This is a genomic window from Streptomyces sp. NPDC017890 (assembly GCF_044328675.1).
GTDB lineage: Bacteria > Actinomycetota > Actinomycetes > Streptomycetales > Streptomycetaceae > Streptomyces.
This window is the reverse complement of the sequence record NZ_JBIRHU010000009.1, coordinates 43436-62856: the sequence shown is the minus strand read 5'-3', so window position 1 is coordinate 62856 and position 19421 is coordinate 43436. Positions and strand designations below refer to the sequence as shown.

Annotated in this window: 21 protein-coding genes; 9 read left to right on the top strand and 12 right to left on the bottom strand. The window is 73.7% G+C overall.

Annotated features, from left to right (window positions below):
* Positions 1–499: 499 nt before the first annotated feature.
* From ACH4F2_RS13775 to ACH4F2_RS13765, 3 genes are all read left to right on the top strand, one after another.
* Complete coding sequence (locus ACH4F2_RS13775; RefSeq protein ID WP_003975209.1) at positions 500–703, top strand: cold-shock protein; 204 nt, start codon at positions 500–502, stop codon at positions 701–703.
* A gap of 255 nt (positions 704–958) precedes the next feature.
* Entirely contained in the window at positions 959–2542 is a 1584-nt protein-coding gene (locus ACH4F2_RS13770) for a DEAD/DEAH box helicase (protein WP_398132921.1), read from the top strand.
* A 64-nt stretch (positions 2543–2606) separates the two neighbouring features.
* Positions 2607–2927, top strand: a complete 321-nt coding sequence (locus tag ACH4F2_RS13765) for an SCO5918 family protein (RefSeq protein ID WP_398132920.1) — start codon at positions 2607–2609, stop codon at positions 2925–2927.
* A gap of 101 nt (positions 2928–3028) precedes the next feature.
* Here ACH4F2_RS13765 and ACH4F2_RS13760 read toward each other — a convergent pair whose 3' ends face one another.
* From ACH4F2_RS13760 to ACH4F2_RS13735, 6 genes are all read right to left on the bottom strand, one after another.
* The gene (locus tag ACH4F2_RS13760; RefSeq protein ID WP_398132919.1) at positions 3029–3556 is read right to left on the bottom strand and encodes a hypothetical protein; all 528 of its coding nucleotides are present in this window, start codon (positions 3554–3556) and stop codon (positions 3029–3031) included.
* Positions 3540–4031, bottom strand: a complete 492-nt coding sequence (locus ACH4F2_RS13755; protein ID WP_003975205.1) for an RNA polymerase sigma factor — start codon at positions 4029–4031, stop codon at positions 3540–3542. The genes ACH4F2_RS13760 and ACH4F2_RS13755 overlap by 17 nt, the downstream gene beginning before the upstream one ends.
* A 75-nt stretch (positions 4032–4106) precedes the next feature.
* Positions 4107–4766, bottom strand: coding sequence for a class F sortase (locus tag ACH4F2_RS13750; RefSeq protein WP_398132918.1), 660 nt, complete (start codon positions 4764–4766; stop codon positions 4107–4109).
* Positions 4763–5158: a sortase-dependent protein gene (locus ACH4F2_RS13745; protein WP_398132917.1), complete on the bottom strand. Its 396-nt coding sequence runs from the start codon at positions 5156–5158 to the stop codon at positions 4763–4765. Before ACH4F2_RS13745 ends, ACH4F2_RS13750 begins: the two co-directional genes overlap by 4 nt.
* A 186-nt stretch (positions 5159–5344) precedes the next feature.
* Positions 5345–5548, bottom strand: coding sequence for a cold-shock protein (locus tag ACH4F2_RS13740; RefSeq protein WP_003975194.1), 204 nt, complete (start codon positions 5546–5548; stop codon positions 5345–5347).
* Between the two features lie 239 nt (positions 5549–5787).
* Positions 5788–6162 carry a MerR family transcriptional regulator gene (locus ACH4F2_RS13735; RefSeq protein ID WP_398132916.1) on the bottom strand — a complete coding sequence of 125 codons (375 nt, stop codon included), beginning with the start codon at positions 6160–6162 and terminating at the stop codon, positions 5788–5790.
* A 376-nt stretch (positions 6163–6538) separates the two neighbouring features.
* On the opposite strand from ACH4F2_RS13735, the gene ACH4F2_RS13730 reads away from it, so the two are divergent.
* The 3 genes from ACH4F2_RS13730 to ACH4F2_RS13720 are packed head-to-tail and all read left to right on the top strand — an operon-like array spanning position 6539 to position 10107.
* Positions 6539–6820, top strand: a complete 282-nt coding sequence (locus ACH4F2_RS13730; protein WP_398132915.1) for a hypothetical protein — start codon at positions 6539–6541, stop codon at positions 6818–6820.
* Positions 6817–7569: an ABC transporter ATP-binding protein gene (locus tag ACH4F2_RS13725; protein ID WP_398132914.1), complete on the top strand. Its 753-nt coding sequence runs from the start codon at positions 6817–6819 to the stop codon at positions 7567–7569. The genes ACH4F2_RS13730 and ACH4F2_RS13725 overlap by 4 nt, the downstream gene beginning before the upstream one ends.
* Before the next feature lie 3 nt (positions 7570–7572).
* Positions 7573–10107: an FtsX-like permease family protein gene (locus ACH4F2_RS13720; RefSeq protein ID WP_398132913.1), complete on the top strand. Its 2535-nt coding sequence runs from the start codon at positions 7573–7575 to the stop codon at positions 10105–10107.
* A 192-nt stretch (positions 10108–10299) separates the two neighbouring features.
* Here the strand turns inward: ACH4F2_RS13720 and ACH4F2_RS13715 are convergent, their stop codons facing one another.
* The 4 genes from ACH4F2_RS13715 to ACH4F2_RS13700 form a co-directional block, all read right to left on the bottom strand.
* Positions 10300–10899, bottom strand: coding sequence for a hypothetical protein (locus ACH4F2_RS13715; RefSeq protein ID WP_398132912.1), 600 nt, complete (start codon positions 10897–10899; stop codon positions 10300–10302).
* Positions 10900–11054: 155 nt separating this feature from the next.
* Entirely contained in the window at positions 11055–11564 is a 510-nt protein-coding gene (locus tag ACH4F2_RS13710; RefSeq protein WP_398132911.1) for a hypothetical protein, read from the bottom strand.
* Positions 11565–11650: 86 nt separating this feature from the next.
* The gene (locus ACH4F2_RS13705) at positions 11651–12673 is read right to left on the bottom strand and encodes a hemolysin family protein (protein WP_398132910.1); all 1023 of its coding nucleotides are present in this window, start codon (positions 12671–12673) and stop codon (positions 11651–11653) included.
* Positions 12670–14013, bottom strand: a complete 1344-nt coding sequence (locus ACH4F2_RS13700) for a hemolysin family protein (protein ID WP_398132909.1) — start codon at positions 14011–14013, stop codon at positions 12670–12672. Before ACH4F2_RS13700 ends, ACH4F2_RS13705 begins: the two co-directional genes overlap by 4 nt.
* Positions 14014–14365: 352 nt before the next feature.
* Between ACH4F2_RS13700 and ACH4F2_RS13695 the strand changes: the two genes are divergently transcribed.
* Positions 14366–14851 carry a tellurite resistance TerB family protein gene (locus ACH4F2_RS13695; protein ID WP_398132908.1) on the top strand — a complete coding sequence of 162 codons (486 nt, stop codon included), beginning with the start codon at positions 14366–14368 and terminating at the stop codon, positions 14849–14851.
* An 83-nt stretch (positions 14852–14934) separates the two neighbouring features.
* A complete protein-coding gene (locus ACH4F2_RS13690; RefSeq protein WP_398132907.1) occupies positions 14935–15201 on the top strand; it encodes a twin-arginine translocase TatA/TatE family subunit in 267 nt (88 codons plus the stop codon).
* Positions 15202–15237: 36 nt separating this feature from the next.
* Here ACH4F2_RS13690 and ACH4F2_RS13685 read toward each other — a convergent pair whose 3' ends face one another.
* On the bottom strand, positions 15238–16971 hold the full coding sequence (locus ACH4F2_RS13685) for a right-handed parallel beta-helix repeat-containing protein (RefSeq protein ID WP_398132906.1): 1734 nt from the start codon (positions 16969–16971) through the stop codon (positions 15238–15240).
* Positions 16972–17162: 191 nt separating this feature from the next.
* On the opposite strand from ACH4F2_RS13685, the gene ACH4F2_RS13680 reads away from it, so the two are divergent.
* Positions 17163–17534: a DUF6479 family protein gene (locus ACH4F2_RS13680; protein WP_398132905.1), complete on the top strand. Its 372-nt coding sequence runs from the start codon at positions 17163–17165 to the stop codon at positions 17532–17534.
* A 216-nt stretch (positions 17535–17750) separates the two neighbouring features.
* On the opposite strand, the gene ACH4F2_RS13675 is transcribed toward ACH4F2_RS13680, so the two are convergent.
* Entirely contained in the window at positions 17751–19421 is a 1671-nt protein-coding gene (locus tag ACH4F2_RS13675; RefSeq protein ID WP_398132904.1) for a glycoside hydrolase family 13 protein, read from the bottom strand.

Below are 19421 nucleotides of genomic sequence, written 5' to 3'. Positions count from 1 at the left end.
TCCCGCCGACGGTGAGCCGGTGGCCGAGCAACGTCTGGACGACGGAGCACCTGCGCCGACGGCCGGTCGTGGAGCCGACGGCAGGTCGTGGATCAGTGCCGAGGATCCGGCCGACGCGATGGCCGACGTGTCCTTTGTCTCGATAGACGGGCCTCGCCGCTTTTGCCGCTTTCGCCGCACCCGACGGGCGAAGGGGTCGGCGCAGGCATCATCGCGCGAGGTCATGGCACTGCCGGCAGGGGCCCGGACGGCAAGGCTGCGGCCCGCGGAGTCCAATATCTCCTGCCATGACAGGAGAATTCGAGCGGACGCCCGGGGAATATTCCTCCACCGGCCGGTCAGAGCAAGATTATCGCCAGCTCCCGGGCGATCACGGCGTGCTACTGTCGATGGAAGTTGCAGTTGTGGTTGCCTGAAGGTTTTGTCCGACGGGGTGATCATCACGGCGACCGGAGTTCACACAGGGTGAACTCCGAGCACCGTACCGAAGGAGAAAATCATGGCTTCCGGCACCGTGAAGTGGTTCAACGCGGAAAAGGGCTTCGGCTTCATCGAGCAGGACGGCGGCGGCCCCGACGTCTTCGCCCACTACTCGAACATCAACGCCCAGGGCTTCCGTGAGCTCCTCGAGGGCCAGAAGGTGACGTTCGACATCGCGCAGGGCCAGAAGGGCCCGACCGCCGAGAACATCACCCCTGCCTGACGTTCACGCATACTTCGCAGCTGGGGCCCGCACCTCGCGGTGCGGGCCCCAGCTCGCCGCGTTTCCGGGCACAGACCGCCCCGCGGGGTCCGTTCACCTCCCCGCGCATTCAGTTTCCTCTCTTTCATCAATTCTCCCGGTCCATTCGGCTCCCTACGCCGAGACCGATCGGGGCCGGCTCGTTCTTGCGATTCCCTGCGCTGCTCTTTCGCTGCGGGTCTCCCTTGATACGTGCCGTATCAAGGAAGGTTCCCCATGAACCGCGTACGCACCAACGACCGCCGACGCTCCGGCGGCGGCCCCCGCCGCCCCCAGACCTCCGGGCGCCGACCGGCCGCCCCGCAGGGCGAGTTCGCGCTGCCGAAGACGGTCACACCGGCGCTGCCCGCCGTCGAGTCGTTCGCCGAGCTCGACATGCCGGCCCGCATGCTGACCGCGCTCGGCAACGAGGGCGTGACCGTGCCGTTCCCCATCCAGGCGGCCACCCTGCCGAACTCACTGGCCGGCCGCGACGTACTCGGCCGCGGCCGCACCGGCTCGGGCAAGACGCTCGCCTTCGGCCTCGCCCTGCTGGCCCGTACGGCCGGGCAGCGTGCCGAACCGCGGCGTCCGCTCGCCCTCGTCCTCGTACCCACCCGTGAGCTGGCCCAGCAGGTCACCGACGCCCTCGCCCCGTACGCCCGCGCCGTGGGCCTGCGGTCGGCCACCGTGGTCGGCGGCATGTCGATCGGCCGGCAGGCCGGCGCGCTGCGGGGCGGCGCGGAGGTGGTCGTGGCGACGCCCGGACGGCTCAAGGACCTCATCGACCGGGGCGACTGCCACCTGGACGACGTCTCGATCACCGTGCTGGACGAGGCCGACCAGATGACCGACATGGGCTTCATGCCCCAGGTCACCGCCCTGCTCGACCAGGTGCGTCCCGAGGGGCAGCGGATGCTGTTCTCGGCCACCCTGGACCGCAACGTCGACCGGCTGGTCCGCCGCTACCTGACGGACCCGGTGGTCCACTCCGTCGACCCGTCGGCCGGTGCCGTCACCACGATGGAGCACCACGTGCTGCACGTGCACGACACCGACAAGCACCGCACGACCACCGAGATCGCGGCGCGGGACGGCCGGGTGATCATGTTCCTGGACACCAAGCACGCCGTGGACCGGCTGGTGAAGCACCTGCTGAGCAGCGGCGTCCGCGCCGCGGGCCTGCACGGTGGCAAGTCCCAGCCGCAGCGCACGCGGACCCTCGCCCAGTTCAAGGACGGGCACGTGACCGCTCTGGTGGCGACCAACGTCGCGGCCCGCGGCATCCACGTCGACAACCTCGACCTGGTCGTCAACGTCGACCCGCCCAGCGACCACAAGGACTACCTGCACCGGGGCGGCCGTACGGCCCGCGCCGGCGAGTCCGGCAGCGTCGTCACCCTGGTGACGCCGGGTCAGCGGCGCGACATGACGCGGCTGATGGCCTCGGCCGGTATCACCCCGCAGGTCACGCCGATCCGTTCGGGCGAGGCGGAGCTGTCCCGCATCACCGGGGCGCAGGCCCCGTCCGGTGTGCCGGTCGTCATCACCGCACCGGTCGTGGAGCGCCCGCGCCGCGCCGCGTCCGGCGGGGGCTCCTCGTCCCGTGGCCGTCGCGGCCGCGGCGGGCAGGGCCGCACCGGCCAGGGATCCACCGCGCAGGGCCGCACCGGCCAGGGATCCGCCGCGCAGAACCGCACGGGCCAGGGGTCCGCCGCGCAGGGTCGCACCGGCCAGAGCCGCGGCACCCAGGGCAGGCCCGCCGGCGAGGCGCCGCGCCGCAGGCCCAGGCGCCAGTCCGCCGGTGGCTCGGCCGCCTAGGGGCCTGCTTCAGACCATCGCGAACGGCAACCCACCCGTCCCCTCTCCCCCTTGTGGAGGCATCATGCGCTGTGTCATCGCCCGGTACCCGTTCGACCTCACCAAGGCCGGGGTGCTGGATTCGATGAAGGGTGTCACGCCCGAAGCCGTCACGGGTGAGTCCGTGACCATCGGCCGCCGCCGCTACCCCGTCAAGCAGGTGGGCGAGGTCGTCACCCGGCAGGACCGCCGCGACTTCTCCAGCGGCGAGGTCACCCGGGCCATGGCCCGCCTCGGCTTCACCTGCCACGCCGCCCCCGGGGCCGAGCCCGCGCCGGCGCCCGCCGCCACGCCGGTCGAGACCGCGTCGGCGCTGCTCGGCGGCACGACGCCCCTGGACGTGTAAACAGCGGGACGTGTGAGGAGAGGGCGGGTACGCAGGCGGAGCCTCCGTACCCGCCCTCTCCTGCGTTCTCCCTTCCGCGCCTCTCCCGCGTTCCTCCCGCGTCAGGAGGGTCCCGGGGCAGCCGCGCCGTGGTACTCCGACGGGGCGGGCGCGGTGCTCGGGCGGGCCGACGGCTCGGCGCCGGGCTCCCTCGACGGTGCCTCCCCGACGGCGGGCGGGGTGCTCGGCACAGCCGACGGGGCGGCGCCGGGCGTGGAGTCCCGCGCGGAGGGCGTGGACGCCTCGGGCGAGGGCCCCCGCGCGGGGTCGCGGGACGGGGCGGGACTCGGCGTGGCCGTCGGCGTGGGGCCGGCGGGGGCCGGTGCCAGCGGGGCCGTCGGGCGTGTGGGTGACGCGGGGGCCACCCAGTGCAGCGGCAGCGCGATCAGGGCGGCGGCGGCAGCGGTCGCGGCGGCTCCGGCCGCGGCGCGGAGCAGGCGCCGTCGGGACGCCGCCCGGCGGACCGCCTCGTAACGGCCGGGGGGCGGTCCCAGGTAGTCGCCCCCCGGGCGCAGCACGACCAGCAGCGGATCGTCGTCGTCGCGCTCGAACCCCGGGTCGTCCTGGTCGTCCTCAAGGCGTGTGGTCAAGGCTTCTCCTCAGATGGACGCGGAGCAGTTCGCGGGCCGCGTGGAGGTCGGCCTTGACGGTTCCTTCCTTGCGCCCGGTCAGCACGGACACCTCCCGGATCGGCATGTCAGCGTAGTAGTGCAGAAGGATCGGCACGCGCAGTCGTTCCGGCAGGGACTGCACGAGCAGCCGTACCGAGGGGTCGGCCTGCTCGGGGTGCGGACGCACGGCGACCTCCGCGGTGACCCGGCGCACCGCCCGGCGCTCGCGCTCCAGTTTGCGCCAGTGGTCGCGGACGAGGTTGGCGGCCGTGACGTAGAGGAAGCCGCGGGGCTCCTCCACGGACGTCCAGCGGGCCCAGAGCCGGGTGAACGCCTCCGAGGCGATCTCGTGGGCCGTCTCGTCGTCGTCGACGAGCCGGCGGCACCAGCCGGCGAGGCGCGGATACAGGGCGGCGAACAGCTCGGACGCCGCCCTGTCACGGGACCGTTTCAACGCTCTCCAGGGTCGTGAGGGGGGCACGGGGTGTACGGGGTGCGGGGTGAGCGTGGCGCGGGTGCGGGCGTTCGGTCAGGAGTCCTCGGGGCTCGTCGCGCTCGTGGTCGTGGTCTCAGTCGTGGCCGCGGTCAGCTCGGCGAAGACGATGACGTTGTCCCGGTACTCGTCGCCGACCCGGGGGCCGCCGCAGGTGATGAGCCGCAGCTCCGGTCGGTCCACGTCCCCGTAGACGTCGTCCGTCGGGAAGTCGGCGCGCGCCACCGTCCGTACGGAGGTGACCGTGAACTCCGCCGCCGTGCCGTTCTCCAGGCGTGCCTCGATCCGGTCGCCCCGGTGCAGCCGCGCGAGGTGCCGGAAGACGCCGTCCCCGTGGGTGCCGACCGTGACATGGCCGAGGATGACCGACGGGCCCGTCTGGCCCGGGGTCGGCGAGTGCCGGTACCAGCCGGCGCGGTCGTCGTCCGTGAGAGGCGGGACCTCCACCGTGCCGTCCGAAGCCAGCCCCAGCCGCATCACCGGGGTGTCGACCCCGATGGCCGGGACCCGCAGGCCGACCGGGACCGAACGCTCCAGCGGGCGGGGCGTCTTCGCGGCGGCGTGCGCGGGCGGTGCGGTGGTCGCGGGGCCCGCGGGCGTGTCCCGGCCGCTTTCCCGACCGGTGCCGCTGCCGCAGCCCACGAGGAGTACGGCCAGCGCGGTGGCGGCGAGGGCACGCCCGGAGAGCGGGGTCATGCCCCGGTCGCCGCCCGCCGGCGACGTACGACGAAGAGGACCGCGCCGCCCGCGACGAGCGCCGCGCCGGCGCCCGCGCCGACGAGCCCTTCGTCGGTCCCGGAGGTCTCCGGCGCCGCCACTCCGGTATCGGGCGCGCCCTCGGGCACGGTGGAGACCTGGCCCTCGGCCGGTGCCGGGGCGGGTGCCCGGGACGGTTCGGCCGCGGGAGCCGGGGAGCTGACGGACGGCACCGGCGTCGGCACCTCGCTCGGTTCGGTGCCGGGGCTCGGGGCACCGGCGGCCGGAGGGGCGGAGGGGACCGGGCTGGGGTCGTCGGCGAACGCGGGCGCGGTGCCCGCCAGTACGACGGTGCAGGCCAGTGCCACGGCACTGAGGATGGTTCGGCGCATCGGGTCGCTCTCTCTCGTCGGTGATCGTCGGTGGGACGCGGGTGCGTGCCGCATGGGGTGCGGACGCGGATCGGACGGAGAGACGAGGCGACGGCGGACCGGGTTGCAAAGAGATGGCAAAGTCTCGGGTCATGCAGAAGGCCCGCACCTTGCGGTGCGGGCCTTCATGCGCTGTTCGCGCGCGTCTTAGGCGGGAACGATGTTCTCCGCCTGCGGGCCCTTCTGGCCCTGCGTGACGTCGAAGTTCACCCGCTGGCCCTCCTGGAGCTCACGGAAGCCCTGGGTGGCGATGTTCGAGTAGTGGGCGAAGACGTCGGCGCCGCCGCCGTCCTGCGCGATGAAACCGAAGCCCTTTTCGGCGTTGAACCACTTCACGGTACCGGAAGCCATGTCTTTTACTCCTAGGCAGTGCTGGAGGCCCGCACCGTGCGGGCCTTCACATCGCTGCGATGATCACCTGCCCGGAAAACCGGTAACACAAATGGCAACCACAACTGCAACTGTTGCCCAGCGTAGCACGAAATGATTCGGCGGCGCGGAAATGAATCGCGCGGAAAGACGCTCCCGCATTTAGCGTCGGATAGTTTTTCCGGCGTCCGCCGAATATCTGTTTCGCAGAGGTCAGGTTTTCACTCGCCGCGCCGTTCTCCGTTCCCGCCGGGCGCCTCGGCCTCGCGGCGGAGCTCCTCGTTCATGCGCAGCGCAGCCTCCAGATCGTCCTCCAGGCGGACGATGCGGCAGGCGGCCTCGATGGGCGTTCCCTGGTCGACCAGCTCGCGGGCGCGGGCGGCGCGACGCAGTTGCTGGCGCGAGTAGCGGCGGTGGCCGCCTTCCGAACGTGTCGGGCTGACCAGCCCCGCCTCACCGAGGGCGCGGAGGAAACCGGGCGTGGCACCGATCAGCTCGGCCGCCCTGCCCATGGTGTAGGCCGGGTACTGGTCGTCGTCGAGCCGGTCGGCGGCCTGCGGCCGACCTTCGGCGCTCAGCCTGCTCTCCGGGGGCATGCATACCTTCCCGCGGACCGCTGGGGACACGGCCCGCCGCAGGGAATCCGGTTCCCCCGCACCTGAACTCTAGTCGCGCCCGTCGGATACCTGCCGCGGCGAACACATATCCGCTGGGCTCGGCGGCCGTGCCGGCCCGGTCGGCCGGAGGCGGAACGGGCCGCCGGAGGAGGACGCCCGGGAGAGGGGGAAGAGGAGGGACCGGCCGGGCGGGGCGCGGCAGGACGGGCGGGGCGGGCAAGGACGGGCCGGACCGGGCAAGGCGGGACGGGACCAGCAGGACCGGGCAGGGCGCGGGACGGAAGGTACAGCCTGCTGTACCTCGAACCGGGCGGCCCACGGGATCGGCCGGAGGGTGCCGGGGTCCCTAGCGTCGGTGACGTACCGAGCGAAGCCCACGGAGGACGCCGCGATGACGCACCAGGACCCGTACCGCCTGAGCACACCCCCGCCCCGCACGCCCGAGCGGGGCCCGGACGCCGTCTCCCGCGGGGAGGTCCTCCGTACGCTGCTGTGGGCCGTCGTCGTGGTCAGCGCGGTCGCCAACATGGCCGCCTCCCTGGCCGGTGCCCCCACCGCGGTGCACCTGGCCAGCGGTGTGGTCACCGTCCTCGCCGCCGGAACGCTCGTCGTGCGCGGTCTGCGGGGGCGTCGATGAGCACCGCGGTCACGACGGCCACCGCGCGCCGGGCGCCCGCCATCGCGCTGGCGAACGTCGCCAGAACGTTCCCGGGGGACGTACGGGCCCTCGACGACGTGTCGCTCACCGTGGAGCACGGCACGTTCCTCGCCGTGATGGGGCCCTCGGGGTCCGGCAAGAGCACCCTGATGCACTGCGCCGCCGGGCTGGACTCCCCCACGTCGGGCAGTGTCCGCATCGACGGGCGGGAGATCTCCGGGCTGGACGAGACCCGCCGCACCGAACTGCGCCGCGAGCACGTCGGCTTCGTCTTCCAGGCGTACAACCTGATCCCCTCGCTCAGCGTCGAGGACAACATCACGCTGCCGCTGCGCCTGGCCGGCCGGCGCCCTGACCGGGACTGGCTGCGCTCGCTGACCGAGCGGGTCGGGCTCGCCGACCGGCTGTCGCACCGGCCGGCGGAGCTGTCCGGCGGGCAGCAGCAGCGGGCCGCCGTCGTACGGGCGCTGGTGGCGAGGCCCGCCGTCGTGTTCGCCGACGAGCCGACCGGCGCGCTGGACCTGCGCAGCGCCCACCAGGTGCTTGACCTGCTGCGCGCACTCGTCGACGACCTGGGCCAGACGGTGGTGATGGTCACCCACGACCCGGCCGCCGCGGCCCGCGCGCACCGGGCGCTGGTGATGGCCGACGGCCGGGTGGTGGAGGCGATGGAGCGTCCGACCGCGCCGCGACTGGCCGAGCGGCTCGTCGCGTTGGCGGAGCGGTAGACCATGCTGCACCTTGCCTGGCGGATGGCCGCCCACCGGATCACCGCGCTGCTCGCCGTGGCGTGCGCGGTTCTGGGCGGCGCGGCGCTGATCACCACCACCGGTGTGCTGGCCGAGTCGGGGCTCCGCTCCCAGCTGCCGCCCGGGCGGCTCGGTGGCGCGGACGTCGTGGTCGCGGCCGATCAGGAGTTCCACCCGAGCGGGGACCTGCCGATCGCGCTGCCCGAGCGCGCCACGGTCCCGGACCGGCTCGTCGACCGGCTGGCCGCCCTGCCCGGAGTCACCGCGGCCGTCGGTGACATCGGCTTCCCGGCGGCGCTGGTCGACGCGCGCGGACAGGTCGTGGCGTCCGCCGAGGACCCGAGGACGGCGGGTCACGGCTGGTCGACGACGAAGCTGCTGGCGGACCCGCGCGTGGCGGGCCGGGCGCCCTCGGCCACGGACGAGGTAGCCGTGGACGCGGCGGCGGGCGTCGCGGTGGGCGAGTGGGTCCAGGTCGTGGCGAACGGCCGCCCCGCCGCCCCGTACCGGGTCTCCGCGCTGGTCGACGCCCCTGGTGCGGGCGTCTACTTCGCGGACGGGACGGCCGCGCGCCTGGCCGGGCGGGACGGTGAGGGCGACGGACCGCGCGCCGGGACCGTCGACCTGATCGGCCTGCGCGTCGACGACGGTGCCGGGGAGCGGGTCGCCTCGGCGGCCCGCGAAGCGGTGTCGGGCACCGGGCTGGAGGTCGTCACCGGCGCGGACCGGGGGGAGGCCGTGTCGCCCGGCGTGGGTTCGGCGCGCTCGCTGCTGATCCTGCTCGCCGGGTCGCTCGCCGGGATCGTGCTGCTGATCACCGGGTTCGTCGTCGCGGGCGCGCTGGGCGTGACGATCGCCGGACAGCGCCGCGACCTGGCGCTGATGCGGGCGGTCGGGGCGACCCCGAAGCAGATCCGCCGCCTGGCCGCCGCGCAGACGACGGTCGTCGCGGCGGTGGCCCTGGTGCCGGGCGTCGCGGTCGGCTACCTGCTGGCGGACCGGTTCCGGCAGGTACTGGCGGAACGCGGGGTACTGCCGCAGGAGCTCCCCCTCACGGTCGGCCCGCTGCCCGCGCTCGCCACCCTCCTCCTGATGGCCGGGGCGGTGCGGCTCTCGGCCCGCTGCGCGGCCTGGCGCACCTCCCGCATGCCGGCCACCGAGGCGGTCGCCGAGTCGCGCAGCGAGCCGCGCACCCCGTCACCGGTGCGGACCCGCGCCGGTCTGCTGCTGATGCTCGGCGCGGGCGTGATGTCCGCGGCACCGCTGCTGTCCCGGACCGTCATCGGGGCCTCGGCCACGTCCATCGCGGGCATCCTCGCCGCGATCGGCCTGGCGCTGTCCGGCCCCGCGCTGGTGAAGCGCGCGGGCGAGGCGGCCGTACGGCAGCTGCGGCCCGGGGTCGCGGCCCCGACCTGGCTGGCGCTGTCCAACGTACGCGCCTACGCCTTGCGCCTGTCAGGCGTGGTCAGCCCGCTGGCCATGGCGGTCGTGTTCGTCCTGACGTACACGTTCGCGCAGACGACGGTGCTGGCCGCGACCTCCGAGGACACCCGCACCGGCACGCTCTCCCAGTACGAGGTGAGCGCGCCGGGCCTGGGCGGGCTGCCCGAGGGCACGCCGGCCGCCGTGCGGGACGTGCCGGGCGTGCGGGCGGCGGCGCCCGTCGGGACGACCACGGTGGTGTGGGAGTACGAGCAGTTCGGCGAGCCCGCGGCCGAGTCCGCCTCGGCGATGATCCTCACCCCGGACGCCCGGGACGTCGTCGACCTCGGCGTCACGGACGGCGGCCTCGACCGGCTCACCGGTGCCACGGTCGCCGTCAGCGGCGAGGCGGCGCGCGCCCGCGGTACCGGGGTCGGGGAGCGGGTGCGGCTGGTGCTCGGCGACGGGGCGCGGGTCGACGCCGAGGTCGTCGCCGTGTACGACCGGGGCCTGGGCTTCGGCCCGGTCGTCCTCTCCCGTGAGCTGGCCGCCGGACACACCACGACCGGCCTCGACCAGAGCGTCCTGGTCCGCACCGACGGCACGTCCGCGGCCGGGCAGGGCCTGACCGCGCTGGCCGCCGACCGTACGGGCCTCGTCGTGTCGGGCACCGGCCCGGACGCCACCGGTGCGGACACGCCTCCCGAGGTGTGGGTCAACCTGGCCACCATCGTGGTGCTGCTCGGCTATCTGCTGCTGAGCATCGCCAACAAGCTGGTCGCCGCCACCGCCCAGCGCCGCGCCGAGATCGCCGCCCTGCGCCTGGTCGGCACGACGCCACGCCAGATCCGCGCGATGATGCGCCGAGAGGCCGCCGTCATCGCCGCCGCGGCGCTCGTCTGCGGGCTGCTCCTGTCCGCCCTCCCCCTCGCCCTCCTGGGCCAGGGCTTCCTCGGCCGCCCCTGGCCGGCGGGCCCCGCCTGGCTGCTCCCGGCGGTGGCGGCCACGGTCACGCTGACGTCCTTCCTCACCGTCGAACTGCCCACCCGGCACGCCCTGCGCACCCCGCCGGCGGACGCGCTGCGGGCGGCCTGAGGGAGGGAAGGCGGAACGGCCGGTGACGCGGGCCCATCACCGTGGTCGGGGCCGGTGACGCGGACCACCACCGTGGCCGGGGCCGGAGACGCGGACCACCACCGTGGTCGGGGCCGGTGACGCCGGCCCTCACCGTGGTCGCGGGGCGGGTCCGGGCCGCCCGTGGGGCCGCTGCGGCGGCCGGAGGAGCGGTCAGATGCAGGACCCCTCCTTCTCCACGGTGTCGGGCCGGATGCAGGACGTCCCGGCGGCGTACTCGCCGCTGCGGTCGTAGACCTGGAGGACCGCCGTCTCGTCGATCTCCCACCAGGCCGCGAGCGCCTCGGCCACGTACTGGCTCTGCTTTTCCAGACCCAGCATCTTGTCCCGCTCCGCCGGGTCGCCGCTGTCGATGGCCTCGTAGTCGACGGTCGGGTGGTCGGAGCCGGCCTCCAGGGCCGGATAGGCCAGTTTGCGCTCGTAGCCCCGCCACCCCTTGAGGTGCCGGACGGCGTTCTTCTGCTCGGTGGTCCCGTGCTCGGTGACGAACTCCTTGAACTGCTCGAAGGTGCCGGGGGTGTCGGCGATCTCCGCGAGCGACAGGGTGACCTTCCGCGGCTCGGGGCCGGATGTCTCCTCGGTGACGGGCTTCGGTGAGCCGGCCGAGGCGGACGCGGTCGCGCTGGGGCCGGCCGTCGAAGCGGCCTCCGGAGAGGGGGTGCCGTCACCACACCCGCCCAGCATCGCGACGAGTGCGCTCACCACGACGACGCCGCGTACGGGCGTCGCCCCGTTCTTCCTCCTGCTGCTCACGTACACAACCTCCGCTGAGTGCCGGAGGGCTTGCCGACAGGCGTCACCGCAGGCAGGGCACCCTCACGTGAATGACGCGTGATCGTACCTGCGGGCACGCCGAGCGGGAGCCGCCAGGGCCACGGGGACACGGGCACCGGGCACCGGGCACCGGGTCAGTCGGTGGCCGCCGTCCACCGGCGGAGCAGTGCCAGTCGCTGGTCCCTGGTCGGGGCGACGTCCTCGGGCTCGTCGCGGCGCCAGGTGAGCAGTTCGTCGACGGGGGTGGCGCCGGAGGTGAGGCGGGTGAGGAGGGTGCGGGAGAGGTCGTACTCGTCGGGGGTGTGGATGCCGCCGGGGGCGGCGGCCAGGGCGGTCGCCTCGACCGTGCCGTCGCCCTCGGTCTCCACCCGTACGGTGAAGGCCGGGGGGAGTTCGCCGTCGCCCGTCACCATGGCGTAGACCGAGTCGAACGCCATCGAGGCCAGCCGCCGCGCGGTGGACCGCACGGCGACGTCCTGGACGTCGAGCCCGCGGACGTCGTCCCAGGCCCAGAAGCGGCCCTGGCCGAGCCCGAGGGTCTCGACCCCGTCCTTGGTCAGGCGCACTCCGGACGCCGTGCCGGTGGGCTCGGCACCCACGTACACGGCGTCCTCGGTGATCCAGAACAGGCCGACCATGGCCATGAGCGCCTCCCGCAGCGGTGTCGGTGCCGGTGCCGGCGCCGTTGTCGCTGTGGGAGACGCCCGTGGTCGTGCGGGAGTTCCCGGGATCAGGCCACCGGTGTCGTCGGCCCCACCAGTTCCGTCAGGACGTCCTCCATCGTCACGAAGCCCAGGACGGCGCCCGTCTCGCCGGTGACGGCGGCCAGGTGGCTGTCCTCGGTGCGCAGGGCGGTGAGGGTGTCGTCGAGCGGGGTGTCGATGCGGACCCGCGTGACCCGGTGCAGGGCCGCGCGCGGGAAGGGGCGGTCGCGGTCGGTCAGGCCCAGCGTGTCCTTGATGTGCAGGTAGCCCAGCACGGTGCCGCCGGGGCCGGTGACCGGGAAGCGGGAGTAGCCCGCCTCGGCGGCCACGCGCTCCAGTTCCGCCGGGGTGACGGTGTGGCTGACGGTGCGCATCTTCTGGGCCGGTACCAGGATCTCGCCGACCGGGCGGGTGCCCAGTTCCAGCGCGTCGCGCAGCCGTTCGCCGTCGGCCGGGGTGAGGAGTCCGGCCTCGCTTGCGTCGACGACCATGCGGGCCAGCTGGTCGTCGGTGAAGACGGCCTCCACCTCGTCCTTCGGCTCCACCCGCAGCAGCTTGAGGAGCGTGTTGGCGAAGGCGTTGATGCCGAAGACGAACGGCTTCAGGGCCCGGGTGAGGGCGACCAGCGGCGGGCCGAGGACCAGCGCGGTGGTCGCCGGGGCGGCCAGCGCGATGTTCTTCGGGATCATCTCGCCGATCAGCATGTGGAGGTAGGTGGCGAGTGCCAGCGCGATCGCGAAGGCGATCGGGTGGACCAGCGCGTGCGGCATGTGGACCGCCTCGAACGCCGGCTCCATCAGGTGCGCGATGGCCGGTTCCGCGACCGCGCCGAGCACCAGCGAGGAGACGGTGATGCCGAGCTGGGCCGTGGCCATCATCGCGGAGATGTGTTCCAGGCCCCACAGGGTCATCCGGGCGCGCTTGTCGCCCGTCTTCGCGCGCGGCTCGATCTGGCTGCGGCGTACGGAGATCATGGCGAACTCGGCGCCGACGAAGAACGCGTTGGTCAACAGCGTCAGGGCGCCGATGAGGAGCTGTACGGCGGTCATCGGGCCACCTCCGGCGTCCGGCCGGCGGCGGACGGGACCGGCGCGGGCGCGGTGACCCGCAGGCGGTCGGCGCGGTGGTGGTCGACGTCGAGGACGTCCAGGCGCCAGCCGTCCAGGTCGACGACGTCGCCCTTGGCGGGGATGCGCGCCAGGTGGGTGGCGACCAGGCCGGCCAGGGTCTCGTACGGTCCGTCCGGCGCGCTCAGGCCGATGCGCTCCAGGTGGTCCAGGCGGAGCGAGCCGTCGGCCTCCCAGGCCGCGCGGCCGTCGGCCCCGGCGGGGGCGGGCAGCAGGTCCGGTATCTCGACCGGGTCGTGCTCGTCGCGCACCTCGCCGACGACCTCCTCCACGATGTCCTCGACGGTCGCCACGCCCGCCGTACCGCCGTACTCGTCGATGACGACGGCCATGGTGCGCGTGGCGCGCATGCGCTCCAGCAGCCGGTCGGCGGGCAGGCTGTCCGGCACCAGGAGCGGCGCGGTGGCCAGCTCGGTGACGGGGGTGGACCTGCGCCGGTCCGGCTCCAGGGCCAGGACGTCGCGGATGTGCACGGTGCCGATGACCTCGTCCAGGCTGTCCTGGTAGACCGGGAAGCGGGAGAGGCCGGTGGCGTGCGAGAGGTTCGCGGCGTCGGCGGCGGTGGCCTGGGCCTCCAGGGCCTTGACGTCCACGCGCGGGGTCATGACGTTCTCCGCGGTCAGCTCGCTCAGGTGCAGGGTGCGGACGAACAGCTCGGCCGAGTCGGCCTCCAGGGCGCCCTCGGCGGCCGAGTGCTGGGCCAGGGCGACCAGTTCCTCGGCGCTGCGGGCGGACGCCAGCTCCTCGGCCGGTTCCAGGCCGAAGCGGCGTACGAATCGGTTCGCCGTGTCGTTCAGGTGCCGGATGAAGGGGCCGAACGCGGTGGTGAAGCCGCGCTGCGGTCCCGCGACGACCTTCGACACGGCCAGCGGGCGGGAGATCGCCCAGTTCTTGGGAACCAGCTCGCCGACGACCATCAGGACGACGGTGGAGACGACCACGCCGAGCACGGTCGCCACCGTCGGGGCGGCACCGCCCAGGCCGATCGCCCGCAGCGGGCCGCGCAGCAGCACCGCGAGGGACGGCTCGGCCAGCATGCCGATGACCAGCGAGGTGACGGTGATGCCGAGCTGGGCGCCGGAGAGCTGGAGGGTCAGGGACCGTACGGCCTTCAGGGCGCCGTCGGCGCCGCGCTCGCCGGACTCGGCGGCACGTTCCAGGTCACCGCGCTCGACGGTGGTGAGGGAGAACTCGGCCGCGACGAAGAGGGCGCAGGCCAGGGTGAGGAGGAGGGCCAGCAGGAGCAGCAGGACCTCGGTCACCGTGCCACCCCGCTTCCCTCACGCACATGCGGCTCACGCGCATACAGGGGGGACTGCGGGCCGGCCATGGCACGGCCGGTACTGGGAGGCTCCATTACGGAACGGGACTCCTTAACGGGGTCGGCGGGCGCCGGTACCAGCCGGCCGCCCGGGGTTTTCCCTCTCATGGTAAAGGACGGGCAAAAGCATGGGGAGTCCTCGATCGCTCTTTGACCCCCGAGCCTCTACTCGCCTGTAGAGAACGGCCGGACAGCTCCGGTTGTTCCCCGTGCGAACGCGAAGCCGGACGGCAGGCCTGATAACTTCTACATGAGTGTAGAAGTTGCACTCTCCCGACCCGTACGGAGTGTTCATGGCCCTGTGGGACCGCTTCAAGGAGTCCGCGTCGCAGATGCAGACGCAGCTCGTGGCGAAGAAGAACGACCTCAAGAGCGGCGCCTTCCGCGACGCGAGCATGGCCATGTGCGCACTGGTCGCCGCTGCCGGGGGCACCTCCCACGCATCAAGCAGCGGGGGAGGGACCGTGGACGCGGCGGAGCGCCGGCGCGTGGCCCAGCTGATCGGGACCAACGAGGTGCTGCGGAACTTCCCCGCCGACGACCTGCGCCGCCGCTTCGAGGCCAACCTGGACAAGCTGACCGCCGACTTCGCCTTCGGCAAGGTCAGCGTCCTCCAGGAGATCGCCAAGGCGAGGAAGAAGCCCGCCGAGGCCCGGGCCGTGGTGCAGATCGGCATCGTGATCGGCGGCGCCGACGGGGACTTCGACAAGGACGAGCGGGCCGTCGTCCGCGAGGCGTGCTTCACCCTGGATCTGCCGCCCCAGGAGTTCGACCTCTGATCCCTTCGCCGCCACCGGCCATGCCGTAGATTCCGTGCGGGCCCGTGCCGCGGGCTCGCACCGTACGTTCACCAGGGAGCGCCGTGTTCGGACTGAGCGAACTCGCGATCATTCTCATCGTCGTCATTGCCGTCCTCGCCGCCAGGAAGCTCCCCGAGCTGACCCGCTCGGCCGGCAAGTCGGCCCGCATCCTCAAGGCCGAGGCCCGCGCGATGAAGGACGAGGAGCGTACGCCGCCCGAGGACCGGAAGGCCCCCCGGATCATCCAGGGCGAGGCGGTCCGCCGCGAGGACACCGGGGACGGCGGCCTCCGCACGGCTCCCGGCGCCCGGGGCGCCTCCCAGGACTGACGGCGCTTCGTCGGTCTCCCGCGCAGGCAGCTGAAGTCAGCCGTCGTTGTCCCGCCAGCGCCCGCCGCTCGGGGCCGAGTCGAAGCGGGTCGCCGCCGAGGCGTTGCCGCTGAAGTCGTTTCCGGAGACCCGGCCGCCGGTCCAGGTGGCCTCGTGCGCGATCCACAGGGCGTGGGTCTGGGTGCGCGGGTGCCCGTCGTCCCGGACACGGTTGCCGTGCACGTACGGGTGGGCCACCGCGGCGGCGGCGGTGAGGCCGGTGCGCGGCGCCGGGCGGTCCGGGAGGCGGTAGGCGGCGCCGGGCGCGGGGGTGCCGTCGGGCCACGCCGTTTCCGCGCCGGGGCGTGCGGGGGCGAGGGTGAGCTCGGTGGCGGTGTTGTCGGTGACCACGGCGGTGAGCACTGTCGTCACTGCCGTGCCGTCCTCGGCCGTGACCACGCCCCTGTCCTCGGCCGTGACACCGCCCGCACCCTCAGCCGTGACCACGCCCGCACCCTCGGCCGTGTCCTCGGTGTTCGGGTCGCCGATCGTCAGCTTCTTGCCGCGGTGGCCGCCGGGAAGCCAGTCGGCGTTCTCGTCGGTCAGGGACAGCGGCCCGCAGTGAACGCCCTCGCCGCTGCCGCGCGCCCAGGGCGCGGCGCGGCGGCCGTTGCCGCGGATCCGGTTGCCGAAGATCGCCGGCTCGTGCAGCGGGGCGTCGACGCGGATGCCGTCCAGGGCGTTGTCGTGGACGTCGTTGGACTCCAGGACGATGTCCGTGGCGGGCTCCTGGTCGCCGCCGGCCAGGTTGTGCTGCCAGTACCCGTACCGCCCGTTGTTGCTGACGCGGTTGCCGCGGAAGGCGTACGGACCCGGGGTGTTGCCGAGCGCGATCCCGTCGCCCACGTTGCCGTCGATCACGCACCCGGTGACGATGCCGCCGCGCCCGCCGACGCTCGTCGTGCCCTGCGCCGACACGTCGAACCCGGCGACGTGGTTGCCGAGCATCGTGCAGCCGGTGACCAGCAGGCCGTCGGCGCCCCAGTCGGAGATGCCGTAGCGGTTGCCCTCGGTGTGGCAGGCGGTGACGCGGATGCCGCGGGGCGGAACCCAGTCGTCCTGCTGGAGTTCGAGGAAGATGCCGTTGGTGCCGTTGCCGTTGGCGGTGCAGTCGGTGACCGCCGTGCGTTCGACCGGGCCCCAGCCGCCCACTCCGATCCCGATGCCCGCGCCGCCCATCTCCTCGCCGGGGTCCTGCCGTCCGCACCGCTCGGCCAGCACGCCCTCGACGACGGTGTCCTGGAGGAAGTCGCACCCGAAGCCGGTGGCGGCGGTGTCGTGGATGTACAGGTCGGTGAAGCGCCCGCGCAGCACGTACTGGAGGCCGAGGCCCTTGGCCAGCACCTCGTACTCCTCGGTCTCCACCCGGGAGCCGTCGATCTCGAAGTGGGCGAAGGTGACGTCGGCGATGTGGTTGTCCCGCCCGGCGCCGTGCTGGGCGGTGGTGAACCAGGCCAGCGGCACCGGCCGGGTCGGGGCGCCCGGGTTGCACAGCACGAAGCAGGTGGCGCCGCGTCCGGCGCCGATCAGTGAGACGCCGCTGCGCCAGAGCACGGGCCGGTCCCGGACGACGTACCGCCCGGCGGGCACGCGCACGGTGCGCGGCCGCCCGTCGGCGGCGGTGGCGTCGCCCAGGGCGTCCACCAGCTTCTGCAGTGCCGGCCGGTCGTCGGCGGTGCCGTCCCCGACCAGGCCGTACTCGTGGGCGTCGGCCGTCAACGGCACGGTCATGGGAGTGCTCCTTCCACCGGTGACGCGGGGCCGTGTGCGGGCGGCGGGCCGGGCGCCGGCGCCGCCGCGCTGCCGGACGGGTACCAGGCACCGGCTCCTCTCAATCAGGACGGGCCCACTCGCGGAGCCTCCAGAAGGACCACTCGGACATTCCTGGCGCTTTATCTCATTTGGGGGTACATAATCAGAACATGAGTACGGCAACGTATGAACTGCTGGCCGCGTCCTCGCACGCGCTCAACGTGACGATCGCCTTCATCGGCGGGCTGGTCATCGCCGGCGCGCTGATCTGGGCCGTACGCATGGGCATGCGGGTCATGGAACGTGAACCCGAACGCCCCCACGCCGACGAGCACGGCAAACTTCCCGCAACCGGCGCCGTCCACGAGGAACGGGAGATGCGGGAACCCGACGAGATCCCGCTGAACACGGACGGAAGCCCACGGCTCATGCCGTACGAACTCCACCACTCGGGCAGCCGCCGGGGCCAGGACCAGGTCCGCCGCCGCTGGCTGCCGGGGTCGAGCGGCTCCTTCGGCGGCGGCGGACCCGGGCACGTCTGACCCGGGCACGTCTGACCCGGGCGGCCCCCGCACCGGGCCCGGCATCGGGCCCGGCATCCACCTCCCCGACCGTTTCGGCGTCCGCATCGAGGCCGTCGTGACCTGCACGGAGGACGGGGGCCGCCGGTTCGGCACCGCCTCGCGGGAACTGGCGGTCGTGAACCGGCCCCCTCCCCTCCGGCCCCACACAATCCCCCGTGCGCTTCCTCCTACCGCCTACAGCGCCAGCCACACCGTCGTGTCCGGGCCCAGACGGCCGTCGTCCAGCGGTGCGCTGCTCAGCAGCACCTCCCCGGCCGGCAGGTCGACCGTCGAGCCGGAGAGGTTGGTGACACACCGCCAGCCGTCGGAGCGGTCGAACCGCAGGACCCCGGCCGGGACATCGTCCGACCAGGTCAGCGACTCGCCGTCGAGCAGCTTGCGGCGCAGGCGCAGGGCCGTGCGGTACAGCTCCAGCGTCGAGCCCGCCACCCCGTCCTGGGCCTCGACGGCGTACGCCGCGAAGTCCGGCGGCTGCGGCAGCCACGCCGCGCCCGCCCCGAAACCGTACGACGGCCCGTCCGTCGCCCACGGCAACGGCACCCGGCATCCGTCGCGGCCCTTGCGGACGTGCCCGGTCTGCTCCCAGATCGGGTCCTGGAGGACCTCGGTGGGCAGGTCGGCCACCTCGGGCAGGCCCAGCTCCTCGCCCTGGTAGACGTACGCCGAGCCGGGCAGCGCCAGCATCAGCAGCGTCGCCGCGCGCGCCCGGCGCAGGCCGGCCCGCACGTCGACGGCCGGGGCGTGCCCGCCGGACAGCAGCCAGGCGTCGGTGTCGGTGCCCGGCGGGAGGGCCAGGCGGGTGGCGTGCCGGACCACGTCGTGGTTGGACAGCACCCAGGTCGCCGAGGCGCCGGCGGCGTGGGCGTCTGCCAGTGAGCCGGTGATGACCTCGCGCAGCTCCGCCGCGTCCCAGCCTGCCTGGAGGTACTCGAAGTTGAAGGCCTGGCCCAGCTCGTCCGGGCGGGCGTACAGCGCGCGCCGGGCGCCCGGGACCCAGGCCTCGGCCACCGCCATCCGGGGCGGGGTGTAGGCGTCGAGGATCTTGCGCCAGTCGCGGTAGACCTCGTGGACGTCGTCGCGGTCGTAGAACGGGTGGGTGCCGGGGGCGAACTCCGCGAGCGCCGCCTCGCTGCTCAGCTCGGGGGAGCCGAGGTCGCGCAGCGGCTCGGTCAGGTCCTTGACCAGCGCGTGCGCCACGTCGACGCGGAAGCCGTCGACGCCCCGGTCGCACCAGAACTTCAGCGTGGTGCGGAAGTCGGTGCGGACCTGCTCGTTCTCCCAGTTCAGGTCGGGCTGCTCGGGGGTGAAGAGGTGGAGGTACCACTGCCCGTCGGGCACCCGCCGCCAGGCGCTGCCGCCGAAGACGGACTGCCAGTCGGTGGGCGGTAGCTCGCCCTGCGCGCCGCGGCCGTCGCGGAAGACGTAGCGGTCGCGGGCGGCGGAGCCCGGGCCCGCGGTCAGGGCCTCCTGGAACCACGCGTGGCGGTGCGAGGTGTGGTTGGGGACCAGGTCGACGATGACCTTGAGACCCAGGCGGTGGGCCTCGGCTGCCATGGCGTCGAAGTCGTCCAGGGTGCCCAGGCGCGGGTCGACGTCGCGGTAGTCGTCGACGTCGTAGCCGCCGTCGGCCAGCTCGGACGGGTAGAACGGGCTGAGCCACAGGGCGTCCACGCCGAGCGCGGCCAGGTGCGTCAGGCGCTGGGTGATGCCGCGCAGGTCACCGAGCCCGTCGCCGTCGGCGTCGGCGAAGCTGCGGGGGTAGATCTGGTAGATGACGGCCTGCCGCCACCAGTTGGGGTCCTTGGACGACAGGTCGGGCGTGCGGGTGGTGCTGCGTACGGTCAC

Bases quoted from the DNA above. Each gene is read 5' to 3' on its own strand.
- ACH4F2_RS13740 (WP_003975194.1), bottom strand. From the start codon at position 5,548: ATGGCTTCCGGTACCGTGAAGTGGTTCAACGCCGAAAAGGGCTTCGGT.
- ACH4F2_RS13750 (WP_398132918.1), bottom strand. From the start codon at position 4,766: ATGACCCCGCTCTCCGGGCGTGCCCTCGCCGCCACCGCGCTGGCCGTA.
- ACH4F2_RS13720 (WP_398132913.1), top strand. From the start codon at position 7,573: ATGCTGCACCTTGCCTGGCGGATGGCCGCCCACCGGATCACCGCGCTG.
- ACH4F2_RS13775 (WP_003975209.1), top strand. From the start codon at position 500: ATGGCTTCCGGCACCGTGAAGTGGTTCAACGCGGAAAAGGGCTTCGGC.
- ACH4F2_RS13685 (WP_398132906.1), bottom strand. From the start codon at position 16,971: ATGACCGTGCCGTTGACGGCCGACGCCCACGAGTACGGCCTGGTCGGG.
- ACH4F2_RS13725 (WP_398132914.1), top strand. From the start codon at position 6,817: ATGAGCACCGCGGTCACGACGGCCACCGCGCGCCGGGCGCCCGCCATC.
- ACH4F2_RS13680 (WP_398132905.1), top strand. From the start codon at position 17,163: ATGAGTACGGCAACGTATGAACTGCTGGCCGCGTCCTCGCACGCGCTC.
- ACH4F2_RS13735 (WP_398132916.1), bottom strand. From the start codon at position 6,162: ATGCCCCCGGAGAGCAGGCTGAGCGCCGAAGGTCGGCCGCAGGCCGCC.
- ACH4F2_RS13745 (WP_398132917.1), bottom strand. From the start codon at position 5,158: ATGCGCCGAACCATCCTCAGTGCCGTGGCACTGGCCTGCACCGTCGTA.
- ACH4F2_RS13770 (WP_398132921.1), top strand. From the start codon at position 959: ATGAACCGCGTACGCACCAACGACCGCCGACGCTCCGGCGGCGGCCCC.
- ACH4F2_RS13765 (WP_398132920.1), top strand. From the start codon at position 2,607: ATGCGCTGTGTCATCGCCCGGTACCCGTTCGACCTCACCAAGGCCGGG.
- ACH4F2_RS13705 (WP_398132910.1), bottom strand. From the start codon at position 12,673: ATGACCGCCGTACAGCTCCTCATCGGCGCCCTGACGCTGTTGACCAAC.
- ACH4F2_RS13710 (WP_398132911.1), bottom strand. From the start codon at position 11,564: ATGGCCATGGTCGGCCTGTTCTGGATCACCGAGGACGCCGTGTACGTG.
- ACH4F2_RS13695 (WP_398132908.1), top strand. From the start codon at position 14,366: ATGGCCCTGTGGGACCGCTTCAAGGAGTCCGCGTCGCAGATGCAGACG.